Annotated in this window: 8 protein-coding genes and 2 tRNA genes; 7 read left to right on the forward strand and 3 right to left on the reverse strand. The window is 59.4% G+C overall.

Annotation, left to right across the window (positions count from 1 at the left end):
• On the reverse strand, positions 1-707 hold a 707-nt coding region (locus EP30_RS10635; protein ID WP_140558619.1), incomplete at its 3' end, for an Abi family protein.
• A gap of 137 nt (positions 708-844) precedes the next feature.
• On the opposite strand from EP30_RS10635, the gene EP30_RS10640 reads away from it, so the two are divergent.
• Positions 845-1,858: an aldo/keto reductase gene (locus EP30_RS10640; RefSeq protein WP_140558627.1), complete on the forward strand. Its 1,014-nt coding sequence runs from the start codon at positions 845-847 to the stop codon at positions 1,856-1,858.
• Positions 1,859-2,114: 256 nt separating this feature from the next.
• On the opposite strand, the gene EP30_RS10645 is transcribed toward EP30_RS10640, so the two are convergent.
• Positions 2,115-3,938: a threonine/serine exporter ThrE family protein gene (locus EP30_RS10645; protein WP_140558630.1), complete on the reverse strand. Its 1,824-nt coding sequence runs from the start codon at positions 3,936-3,938 to the stop codon at positions 2,115-2,117.
• A gap of 369 nt (positions 3,939-4,307) precedes the next feature.
• Between EP30_RS10645 and EP30_RS10650 the strand changes: the two genes are divergently transcribed.
• From EP30_RS10650 to EP30_RS10665, 4 genes are all read left to right on the forward strand, one after another.
• The gene (locus tag EP30_RS10650) at positions 4,308-7,067 is read left to right on the forward strand and encodes a phosphoenolpyruvate carboxylase (RefSeq protein ID WP_140558622.1); all 2,760 of its coding nucleotides are present in this window, start codon (positions 4,308-4,310) and stop codon (positions 7,065-7,067) included.
• Between the two features lie 419 nt (positions 7,068-7,486).
• Complete coding sequence (locus EP30_RS10655; RefSeq protein ID WP_140558625.1) at positions 7,487-8,119, forward strand: carbonic anhydrase; 633 nt, start codon at positions 7,487-7,489, stop codon at positions 8,117-8,119.
• 112 nt (positions 8,120-8,231) lie between these two features.
• A complete protein-coding gene (locus EP30_RS10660) occupies positions 8,232-9,653 on the forward strand; it encodes a hemolysin family protein (RefSeq protein WP_094664889.1) in 1,422 nt (473 codons plus the stop codon).
• A gap of 194 nt (positions 9,654-9,847) precedes the next feature.
• Positions 9,848-10,327 (forward strand): Dps family protein, encoded by a 480-nt coding sequence (locus EP30_RS10665; RefSeq protein WP_094664887.1) that lies wholly within the window; start codon positions 9,848-9,850, stop codon positions 10,325-10,327.
• 363 nt (positions 10,328-10,690) lie between these two features.
• Here the strand turns inward: EP30_RS10665 and EP30_RS10670 are convergent, their stop codons facing one another.
• Complete coding sequence (locus EP30_RS10670; RefSeq protein WP_258185489.1) at positions 10,691-11,359, reverse strand: M48 family metallopeptidase; 669 nt, start codon at positions 11,357-11,359, stop codon at positions 10,691-10,693.
• A gap of 270 nt (positions 11,360-11,629) precedes the next feature.
• On the opposite strand from EP30_RS10670, the gene EP30_RS10675 reads away from it, so the two are divergent.
• A tRNA-Ile gene (locus EP30_RS10675) sits at positions 11,630-11,703 on the forward strand.
• A gap of 48 nt (positions 11,704-11,751) precedes the next feature.
• Positions 11,752-11,824 (forward strand) — tRNA-Ala (locus EP30_RS10680).
• The last annotated feature ends 62 nt before the right edge of the window (positions 11,825-11,886 follow it).

Consider the following 11,886-nt stretch of genomic DNA (forward strand, 5'->3'; position numbering starts at 1 on the left):
ATATCGAGACCAACTTTGGCTTGTTTGAAGCGTACATCCATGACCACGCCATTATGGGCTATGGCGTTACGAAGATCCTTAAGAGCGAAAATACTACTGCCGAGTATGGCCGCCGAATCATAATTGCTTGGCAGATTGAGGTCGCCGACTATGGAGGCTTTCAGCCGGGGAGCTAAGCACTGGTAGAACATGCCGAAAGTTCCCAAAGTCATTACCTCGAACAGAGCCCAGATCGGCACATCCTTATCCTCGTTCAGGAAGTGCTGGATTACGGGAACCGAGTTTTTGTAACGCTGTGCCAGTAAGGCATCAATTTCATTCTTGAGCCGCATGCGCCGCAACAAAGCGGACTTGTAGTCACGCGTTCCCTTCAACGAACGGTAGAAGGTGAGACTTTGCATGTACACCTGCTCAATAGATTCAGATCCAGCATCGGCCAGTACCGCTTCCAACGTGTAGTTCTTCAGAGCAGTTTCAACGAAGATGATCCGCGGGTATATCAATGTTTTCAACGCCATATCGCAGTCATTCAAAGCCGTTACTTGAGTGAACTCGGTAAGGGGAAGACGATTCTTGGCTGTTCCGGCAAACCGATATCCCTTATAGCCATGGTAGTATCCCAGATTTTTCAGCATCTGACGCTGCTCATCGGAGATCGCAACGCCATTGTCTCGTAAGTGCTGCATCAACTCATCTAATGTCTTCATTGCTGAGTTCTCCTTCTATATCATCGGGAAATCCGGTCGATTTGCGTTCAAGTGCGCTTGAAGTGCGACTATGGAGTCACGATATCAACCGATTTCGATATCGAATGATTTCTCTGCGCGTCTGCAAAGGAGCAATGATGTTCGAACCCACAACCGTGTACACGCCCGCGCCCAGCCGATACGATGACATGGTCTATAACCGTTGCGGCAATTCCGGTTTGAAGCTGCCGGCACTGTCACTGGGATTCTGGCACAATTTCGGCGATCTCACACCGTATGAGCACATGAAGCAGCTGGTGTTCACGGCGTTCGACCATGGCATCACGCATTTTGATCTGGCGAACAACTACGGACCGGAGCCGGGACAGGCCGAGAAGAACTGCGGCCGCCTGTTGCGCCAGTATTTCCGTGGTCATCGTGACGAACTGATCATCAGCACCAAGGCCGGTTATGAGATGTGGCAGGGGCCGTACGGCGATGGGGGCAGCCGCAAGTATCTGCTGTCGAGTCTGGATCAGAGTCTGGAACGTCTGGGTTTGGATTACGTGGATATCTTCTACCATCACCGTCCGGATCCGGAGACGCCGCTTGAGGAGACGATGAGCGCGCTGGCGCAGGCGGTGAGCAGCGGTAAGGCGCTGTACGTGGGTCTGTCGAACTATGACGGCCCGACGATGGAGAAGGCGACGGCGATGCTGCAGGAGCTGCGTGTGCCGTTCATCATCAATCAGAACAAGTTCAATATTTTCGATCGTCGTCCAGCGGATAACGGACTGCTGGATGCGGCGGAACGGCTCGGCAAGGGCGTGATCACGTTCAGCCCGCTGCAGCAGGGACTGCTGACGAACCGGTATCTGAACGGCGTGCCGGACGACAGCCGTATCAAGGCGGATGGCCGGTTCCTGCACGAGAACGCGTTGACGCCGGAGCGTCTGGCGCAGATTCGCGCGTTGAATGATCTGGCCGCCGACCGTGGTCAGACGCTGGCGGAGATGTCGGTGGCGTGGCTGCTGCATCATCCGGCGGTGACGACCGTGCTGGTGGGCGCGTCGAAGCCGCAGCAGATCGTCGACAACATCGGCGCGCTGAAGAATCTTGAGTTCAGCGACGACGAACTGCGCCGCATCGACGAAATCGCACTCGGCAAGTAACACAGGCGCACCGAAGGAAGACGTACAAAGGTACACACCCCGTAAAAATCATCGGATAACGCGTGCGGCATCAAGGCGCAGAAGACGAAGGCGTACAAAGGTACGTCGAGTCTTCTGTAACGCAGATGACGCTCCGCTATCCGATGATTTGGAATTATTCACATGATGCGTGCGACACCAAGGCGCACCGAAGGAAGACGTACAAAGGTACGTCGACTGAGGAGCAACGCAGGCGGCGCTCCATCATGTGAATAATTCAGATGTCGTAGCGCCAGGAACGGTCAGTCACCACACGTGCCATGGCGAGTCCAACGGGCAGGCAGATGATGACCATGAAGGCGCGGAAGGCCCAGTCGAGGGCGTTTTGGGTGTCGAACTGGCCGAGGTAAAACATGGCGCGGTACATGTACATGCCGGGAACCATGATGACGATGGAGGGGACGGTGAGGCAGATACGGGGGTAGCCGAGGTGTGGGGGAAGCCAGCCGTGGCGGACGGAGGAACGCCAGCCGGCGGCGAGGAGACCGGCGAGGAAGGCACCGATGAAGGTGGCGGCTTCCGGGGGAACGCTGAGAAGGTCCTGGATTTCCAGACGCAGGGTGTCGGTGATGGCACCAATGGAGGCGGCGACGAGGCACATGCGCTGGGGGGAGTTGAACATGACGGAGAAGCCCCAGACGCCGATGAAGGCGAAGATGAAGCGCAGGACGCCGGTGACGGCGGCACTGAGGCCTTGGGGTTCAAAGCCTTGGGGGTTGAGGAAGACGATGCGGGCGACGGCCCAGCCTGCGAGGGTGGCCATGAGGATGATGGAGAGCGCGTAGGTGAGTCGTTGGATGCCGGAGGGGAAGTCGATTTTGGCGATGTCGAGGCCGCCGGTGATGAGGGGGAATCCGGGGATGACGAAGAGCATGGCACCGATGTAGGCGGTGTCATGGGCGAGCGCGATGGGATCGTAGAAGCCGATGAGTCGCAGGGTGCCGGTGCAGGCGAGCGCGGCGACGAAGACGGCGACGAAGGTGACGAAGAACTGGTTGAGGTGCTTGGCGAAGAGTTTGCGACGGAGCCAGTGTCCGATGCCGGCGCCGACGAATGCGGCGATCATGTCGTAGAGTCCGCCGCCGAGGAGAAAGACGAAGGACGCGCAGGCGATGGCGGATGCGAATCCGGCGAATTCGGGGCTGTAGAGCGGCTTGCGATGTTCGATAAGGTCGAGTCGTTCGTGGGCCTGTCGCACGGTGATGGGATGGAAGTCCGGGTGCGCGGGGTTGATCGGATTGGTGTGGTGTTCGAAGTGTTTGGCGTATTCGCACGGGGGTTTGATGCCGCGCTTGGTGTCATGTTTGAGACTGCCTGTGGCGGCAGCGCGGGAAATGGGATCGTTATCCCCGGAGTTTTCCGCATGCTGTGGATCGTGTGAAGCGTGCGGGTTGCGGTCGTCAGGGACGTTGTGCGAGTCATGCGCGTGAGCGTTTATCTGTTCGGCGATGGGATCGGTGCTGTCCTGACGCTGCTGTCGGGCGATTTCATCGAGGCGTTCCTGTGCGGTGGATGCGCTGGTGGGCTGCATGGGCAGATCGGCATCTGCCGTGCCGTCCTGCGCGTTCGCGTTTGCCGGGGAATTGGCTTCGGGATGTTTGGCGGCGCGACGTTCCTCCTTGGAGGCTTCGGCGGATAGCTGCGAGGCGTCACGCACGTCGAGGTGTTCCACCAGGGTGTCGGAGACTTTGAGTCCGCGGCTGTGGTAGACGGCGGAGTGGCCGAGGTTGACGCTGAACCAGTCGGCGAAGTGTTCGAGCAGCCAAATGCGTTCGGTATTGACGCCGGTGGTGGGGAGATCCACGACCTCGGTGTTGCGGTTCTTGCCGTCGGTGCAGGAGGCTTCGATGTCGGTGAGGTTGACGTCGGCGCGCACGTGCACGCCAAGCGGGTAGGCGATGCGATGCATCATCTGGCGTACACGGTAGCTTCCGGTGCCGGCAGCCAGATCGAGCATACCGACGCGTACGATCACGCTGGTTTTTGCGGCAATGCCCGCCTCTACCACGGGCTTGTCGAGATCCCGTTCGATGTCTTCCATGTCAAGCGGAATGGAGTGGGTGTGGAATTTGGTGACCTTATCGACGCCGGCGGGAATCGCGGCGCCGTGAGGGGTCCCGTTCTTGTCATGCTTCTTCCCGAAAATCACACTTCCTATTTGTACTCCTGCGCACAGAACGAGGCGTAACGAAAGCGGATTTACGGCACTGTGAAGCGAATCCAAGGTACGTAGACAACTCGAGATTGTCCATTATGAAAACTTCCCGTAATAAACGGAGAGTTCGGCGCAATAGAATGGTGGGGCGTCTGTTCATCGGCTTTGGGTTCGGAACGGTCGGCAGCCATAACTGCGGAGGAGCCGCAGAACGCCGATAGACGAACAACCGATGACGAGGCAAAGGAGGTCTGAATGACAGACGAGACGATTAAAGCCGCCGATTCGGGAATCGTTAGCACCGGAACCGGCACGAAGGGTCCCGAGGAGCAGAATCTTCCTGCCAACCTTGGCGACAATATGGATCTGTTCCTTCGTTTGCTGCGTACGGTGCTGAAAGAGTACGACGGTAATCTGCTGGACAACTTCGATCAGCTGCTGGAATACGCCAATGAGGCGACCAGTGGCGAGTTCGGTGGCACCAGCGGGGAATACGACGACGATGATCCTGAGCAGGTCGGCTTTGAAAAGGCCGTGAAGCTCATTGATTCGGTATCCGTGGATGACGCCACTCTGCTGGCCCGCGCATTCACCACATACTTCCATCTGGCGAATCTGTCGGAGGAGAACTACCGAGTCAGCGTTCTGCATGAGCGCGAGAAGCAGGTTCCCGTCGACGCCCCCACCGATCCGATCAACGAAATGACCGGCGCGTACAAGCGCATGATCGAGGAGTGCGGACCGGCGAAGGCCAAGGAGCTGCTGGAGAAGCTGGAGTTCCATCCGGTGTTCACCGCGCACCCGACCGAGGCCCGTCGTAAGGCCGTGGAAGGCAAGATCCGTCGTATCGCCGAGCTGCTGGAGGAGCGCCCGCGTCTGGGTGGTTCCGATCTGGCGGAGAACGAGCGTCTGATGCTCAATGAGATCGACGCCATGTTCCGTACGTCTCCGATCGCGCTGAAGAAGCCGACCCCTGTTGAAGAGGCCGACACGATTCTTGACATCTTCGATAACACGCTGTTTGACACCGTGCCGAAGGTGTACCGCCGCTTTGATGATTGGGTGCTGGGCGACAAGGCGGGCAAGGTTCCGCCGGCATGCCCCGCTTTCTTCCACCCGGGCAGCTGGATCGGTTCCGACCGTGACGGCAACCCGAACGTGACCGCTCGCGTGAGCCGTCAGGTGGCTCGCAAGTTCAGCGATCATGTGATCGCGAAGCTTGAGAAGGCCACCCGTGAGGTGGGCCGTAACCTGACGCTGGAATCCAAGGACACCAAGCCGTGCGCCGGCCTGCTGAGCCTGTGGAGCCACCAGCGTGAGATGAGCGAGCGCCTGACCGAGAAGGCCGAGCTGATCTCCACCAAGGAGCCGCATCGCGCGGTGATGCTGGTGATCGCCGACCGTCTGCACGCCACCATTGAGCGTGACACCGATCTGATGTACCACTCCTGCGATGATTACATCGCCGATCTGAAGACCGTGCAGAAGTCGCTGGCCGACGCCGGTGCTCCGCGTAGCGCGTATGGTCCGCTGCAGACGCTGATCTGGCAGGCCGAGACGTTCGGTTTCCACATGGTCGAGATGGAGTTCCGTCAGCACTCCGTGGTGCATTCCCGTGCTCTTGCCGATATTCGCGAGCACGGTCTGCATGGCGAGCGCGGCGAACTGCAGCCGATGACCCGCGAGGTGCTCGACACCTTCCGCGCGCTCGGTTCGATTCAGCGTCGTAACGGTACGAAGGCCGCTCGCCGCTACATCATCTCGTTCACCAAGTCCGCTCAGAACATCAAGGATGTGTACGAGCTCAACCGTCTGGCGTTCGAGCACCCGGAGGATGCGCCGATCATCGACGTGATTCCGCTGTTCGAGCAGCTTGAGGATCTGCAGAACTGCGTGGATGTGCTTGACGCCATGCTGAAGATCCCGGAGGTACAGGCCCGTCTGAAGGCTACCGGCCGTAAGCTCGAGGTCATGCTTGGCTACTCCGATTCGTCGAAGGATGCCGGTCCGACCACGGCTACGCTGGCCCTGCATTCGGCCGAGGCGCGCATTGTGGAATGGGCTGAGGCCAACAACCTTGATCTGACGCTGTTCCACGGTCGTGGCGGTGCCGTCGGTCGTGGCGGTGGCCCGGCCAACCGTGCCGTGCTTGCCCAGCCGCGTGGTTCCGTGAACTGCCGTTTCAAGCTCACCGAGCAGGGCGAGGTCATCTTCGCCCGTTACGGCAACCCGGTGCTGGCCGTGCGCCACATCGAGTCCGTTGCTTCGGCCACGTTGCTGCAGTCCGCTCCGAGCGTGGAGAAGACGAACACGGAGATGACCGCGAAGTACGCCGACATGACCAAGCAGCTGGATGACGCGTCTCACGCGCGCTTCCTCGATCTGCTGAACACGCCGGACTTCGCCCCGTGGTTCTCCATCGTCACCCCGCTTACCGAGGTCGGTCTGCTGCCGATCGGCTCCCGTCCGGCCAAGCGTGGTCTGGGCGCGAAGTCGCTCGACGATCTGCGTACGATCCCGTGGGTGTTCTCCTGGGCTCAGGCCCGCATCAACCTGGCCGCCTGGTACGGTCTGGGTTCCGCATGCGAGCAGTTCGGCGACCTTGCCACCATGCGCAAGGCGTATCAGGAGTGGCCGCTGTTCAGCACCTTCATCGACAACATCGAGATGTCGCTGGCCAAGACCGATGAGCGTATCGCCAAGCTGTATCTGGCTCTCGGCGATCGTGCGGATCTGCGCGACAAGGTGCTTGATGAGATGGCGCTCACCCGTAAGTGGGTGCTGAAGATCGTGGGTGACGAGTGGCCGCTGCAGCACCGTCACGTGCTCGGTCAGGCTATTCGAATCCGCTCGCCGTACGTGAACGCGCTGTCGGTCACGCAGGTGCGTGCGCTGCGTTCGGTGCGTCGTCGCGACGAGAAGAACGAGCTGAGCGAGTCTCAGACCGCGGACTTCATCTACCTGATCCTCTGCACCGTGTCCGGTGTGGCGGCAGGCCTGCAGAACACGGGCTGATCAGCCGCCGGTCTCCCGGTTCCCGTTGACAGGGCTCGCAAGGATACGTTCCGTTTCGGATGTACCCTTGCGGGCCTTTGTCATTTGACTCATACCGTCAGCCGGTCTGGGTCAAACCGGACATGATATTTACCGGTCTGGGTATAACCATGTCATGAGGAATCAATACGGGGAGTGCTCGTGACACGGTTATACCCAGACGTCTGGTTTGACCCAGACTTATGGGACCGGATTCCCCCAGACCCGTGTCCCGATTCACCCAGACCCTAATTCGATACGTCCGGTTTGACCCAGACCTAAGTCCGATTCACCCAGACCCGTGTCCGGTTTGCCCCAGACCTAAGTCCGATGAGTTCCGATTACCCCAGATCCAGACTGATGTCACAGCACACGGGTTTCATTACAAGTGGAGGTGCAGCATGGCACAGAATGAATACGATGAGCAGAATGGCCGTACCCGCGCCGACGCGGCATGGAGCCGGATGTTGGCGGGCAATCGTCGTTTCTCCGAAGGCAAGGCGGAGCATCCATGGCAGGATCGCGAAACCCGCGAATCGTTGATCGACGAGCAGACGCCCGACGCGGCGGTGCTGTCGTGCTCGGACTCCCGGGTGCCGCCGGAGATCATCTTCGACGAGGGACTGGGCGATCTGTTCACCATCCGTACTGCCGGTGAGGTTGTGGACGAGGCCGTTCTTGAATCATTGGAATACGCAGTGCAGCATCTGCGCGTCAGTCTGATCGTGGTGATGGGTCATCAGAACTGCGGCGCGGTGGCCGCCGCCATGAAGGTGTTATCCGGCGACGAGAACACGGAGGACGAAGGATTCCGATCGATTCTCATGCGCGAGGTGGGCGCATCGGTACGCCTGGCCTTGGATTCCGATCTGGACACCGCCGAGGATGTGGAACGCATCCATGTGGCGCAGACGCTGGAGGCACTGGTCACCGATTCGGCCGTGATCCGCAACGCCGTGCATTCGGGCGAAGTGTCGCTTGTCGGTGCCCGCTACAAGATGGACGACGGCAAGGTGGAGGTACTGTCGTTCTGATCATTCCCCGTGTGGAGGAACAGACGGGGATGATAAGCCGATCCGTTCCTCCACCATGGCAGTGGCAAAGGGATCAACCCCTGCTGGTGGGGGCTTCCATTAGTGTGGAATCATGTCACTTGGTTTGAATATCCTGCTGATTTTCGTCTTTCTGGTCATCGGTGCCGTATTCGCAGGCACCGAGCTGGCTCTGGTAAGCTTGCGCGGCTCTCAGATCGAACAGATGGAACAGGAGGATGCCCGCGGTGCCCGCGTGGCAAAGATCGCCCGCGATCCGAACACGTTCCTGTCCACCGTGCAGATCGGCGTCACACTGTCCGGCTTCCTGTCCGCATCGTTCGGCGCATCGTCCATCGCACCGTTCCTGATCCCGCTGGTCGAAAGCTGGGGCGTGCCGACGTTCGTGGCCAATCCACTCATCACCATCGGCCTGACGCTCATCATCTCCTACTGCTCGATCGTGATCTCGGAAATGGTGCCCAAGCGCATCGCCATGCAGAAGACCGAGGAGATCGCACGCGCCGTCGTGCCCGCGATCGACGTGTTCGCCACAATCTGCCGACCGATCATCTGGCTGATCGGCAAGAACACGAACGGCATCGTACGACTGCTTGGTTTTGATCCGAACGAAACCGAAACCGAAGTGTCCGATGATGAGCTGCGCGTACTCGTGTCGTCGAACACGAACCTGAGCAAGGACGAGCGCGTGATTCTCGATGACGTATTCGACGCATCCGAAACGATCGTCGCCGAGGTGATGCGTCCACGCGCCGACGTCGTGTTCATCGACGGCGATATGCCGCTCGACAAGGCGGCCGACTTCGTGCACGACATGCCGTACTCCCGTTATCCGGTGATCGGCAAGGACTTCGACGACGTACTCGGCTTCGTGCATGTGCGTGACCTGCTCGACGTACGTAACAAGCAGGCGCAAACCGTGGCCGACGTGACACGCGAAGGCATCTCACTGCCCGGCACGTCGAAACTGCTGCCCAGCCTGTCTCTGCTGCGCAAGCGCGGCATCCATCTGGCCATCGTGATCGACGAATACGGCGGCACCGACGGCATCGTGACACTGGAAGACATGACCGAGGAACTCGTGGGCGACATCCGTGACGAATACGATCTGCCCGAGGAGGCCGGCGGCAAGAAGCCTGGATCGGCATTCATCGGTGGCGTGGCACGCATCGACGGCGGCATGACGATCGAGGACTTCGACGAACTCACCGGCATCGAACTTGAGGACGGCCCGTACGAGACCGTGGCCGGATACTTCCTCGCCAAGACCGGTGAAATGGGCAAGGTCGGGGCCGTACTGCATTCCGACGACGGCTACGACATGGTTATCACCGAGGTGGACGGCAGGCGTATTCAGACGATCGAGGTGCGGAAGCGTGACGGCAATAGTACCGCCGGCACTGGTAGCGGCATCGGCAACATTGGGCGCGACGACAACGCTGGGCGGGTCGACAACGGTACCGATGATCATGAGAACGACGATCGCAATGATGACGGGCGCGACGAACGTTCGTGATGCCCGTAGTGCTCAGACTGCGATAGAAGCACCCGTCGGCACAGCACGACTCGCCCCCGATATGCCGTGAGCATCGCTCACATCATTGCAATATCGCGGCGGATCGTTTCTTCGCTGAGCGTTGAACGATTTACCGACCGCACGTATCTAGAATTGAAGTACCATTCCGTCCGTCCAACATAAGGAGGAATATCATGACGCTTCCGTTCACTGTCCCCGGTCTAAGCGAAGAACAGGCCGAGAAGTCCATCGCCATTCTGCAGAACCGTCTCAGCCAGGAGCAGGAGGCCGCTCTGGTCCTCAAGCACGCCCACTGGAACGTGACCGGCCCGAACTTCATCGCCGTGCACGAGATGCTCGACCCGCAGGTCGACGTGGTGCTCGCCCAGGCCGATGAGACCGCCGAGCGCATCGCTACGCTGGGTGGTTCGCCCGACGGCACGCCTGACGCGATCGTGCGCAACCGCTCGTGGAAGAGCCTGGATCTCAAGGGCCGCGCATCCACCGAGGAATACATCAAGGCGCTCATCGACTACTACGACGTGTTCATCACCGACGACCGTAAGGCCATCGCCGAACTCGACGAACTGGACGTGGTCAGCTCCAACATCATTCAGGACCATGTGCAGGCGCTGGAGCTGTTCCAGTGGTTCCTGCGCAGCCACATCGCGTAGTTACGCAGCCACAATCGCGTAGCTGATCGTCTGATCCGCTTGGATTCCGATCGGATCAGACGATTATGCGCAATGGACCCGCAGCGGGCGTCGTTTCGCTGCGGGTCTATTGTGTAAACCTCACTGACCCGCACTCAGGCGGGCTCCATACTGCGGGTCTGCGGCTCGAATGCGATAAACCCGCATTTCGCCGCCGCCTTCGCTGCGGGTCTGTAATTCAGACGCGACGAACCCGCAGTACAGAGTCGGTTCCAATGCGGGTTCGTTGCAGATGATTGTTGAACCCGCACATAACCAACCGCACGGATTCCCGATGCCAACTACGATCCGGCCTCGTTGCGGAGTGGCACGCGCTCGAGTTCGTCACACCAGCTGGTTGAGCTCCCGACGCAGACGCCGCCATTCGGGCAGATATGCGGTCATACGCCGACGAAATCCCTCGCCGTGGTTACGTTCCCACAGATGCGTGAGTTCGTGCACGAGCACGTATTCCAGATATCGTTCCGGCAGATACGCCAGCTCCAGATTGAGACGGATTCGCCCGGTGGCAGGAGTACACGATCCCCATCGTGACGTCATTGCCCGCAACGAGATGTTCGTCGGTGATTTGCCGATGATCGGCGTCCATTTCCGTAACAGTTCCGGCAGACGCGCGTTGATGATCCGCTTTGCCTGAGTTTTGCGGGCCGTGGTCCACGGTTGTCCGAACGACGGACGTGCGGGAGTGGGCGTATTCGTTCCGGATTCGCTGCCGTTCGCGTTACGGCCATCCGCGCCCGGCGCACCGTCCACGGCGTTGAATCGCGCTGCATGATCGAGAATCCGCTTCCGGGACGTCATGATCCACGTCCGACGAGAGCGCACGAATTCCTCGATGCGTCTATGACTTGTCCGCACCGGCGCGGTGATCTCGATACGACCGTCCGGCGGCTTGATACGCAGATACATGTTCTTCACCGCCTTGCGCGAGACCCGTATACGGAGATCATCCATTTCCAGGATCTCCACCGCCAGCGTTCTTTTCCCGGCCATGTTCCTCCCTCCGCAACACGTATACTCCACGACTCCACGACGACCGATCTGCTCGCCCCCGACACCGATAGCGGTGGTTCATCACCACCATCATGCATTATGCGCTGTGCATCATGCCCAAACGACAAAATCCGCATGAATTCGCGTACCTCCGCGCGGCTTGAAACCGCCCAAAACCCGCATAAAATAAGGCGACACGCCGATATTAGACAGAACAGGAACCCATCGCTATAGTAATTGCTTGTGCGATTTCGAGATTGCACATGGATCGGGCCCGTAGCTCAGGTGGTTAGAGCGCATCCCTGATAAGGATGAGGTCGGAGGTTCAAGTCCTCCCGGGCCCACACAGAGAAGACAGCGGCTTTTCGAGCCGCTTTTTTTCTCTCAAAACTGGGGCATTGGCGCAGCTGGTAGCGCATCTGCTTTGCAAGCAGAGGGTCGCCGGTTCGAACCCGGCATGCTCCACTATTCAAAACCCTTGGAATTGCAACGATTCCGAGGGTTTTTGTTCTTGCATTTTCTGCTTA

Origin of the sequence: Bifidobacterium sp. UTCIF-39 (assembly GCF_006408715.1) — a bacterium.
Taxonomy (GTDB): Bacteria; Actinomycetota; Actinomycetes; order Actinomycetales; family Bifidobacteriaceae; genus Galliscardovia; species Galliscardovia tissieri.

Excerpts from the sequence above, each read along its gene's own strand:
- EP30_RS10640 (WP_140558627.1), top strand. The coding sequence starts at position 845 with ATGTTCGAACCCACAACCGTGTACACGCCCGCGCCCAGCCGATACGAT.
- EP30_RS10645 (WP_140558630.1), bottom strand. The coding sequence starts at position 3,938 with ATGGAAGACATCGAACGGGATCTCGACAAGCCCGTGGTAGAGGCGGGC.
- EP30_RS10650 (WP_140558622.1), top strand. The coding sequence starts at position 4,308 with ATGACAGACGAGACGATTAAAGCCGCCGATTCGGGAATCGTTAGCACC.
- EP30_RS10655 (WP_140558625.1), top strand. The coding sequence starts at position 7,487 with ATGGCACAGAATGAATACGATGAGCAGAATGGCCGTACCCGCGCCGAC.
- EP30_RS10660 (WP_094664889.1), top strand. The coding sequence starts at position 8,232 with ATGTCACTTGGTTTGAATATCCTGCTGATTTTCGTCTTTCTGGTCATC.
- EP30_RS10665 (WP_094664887.1), top strand. The coding sequence starts at position 9,848 with ATGACGCTTCCGTTCACTGTCCCCGGTCTAAGCGAAGAACAGGCCGAG.
- EP30_RS10670 (WP_258185489.1), bottom strand. The coding sequence starts at position 11,359 with ATGGCCGGGAAAAGAACGCTGGCGGTGGAGATCCTGGAAATGGATGAT.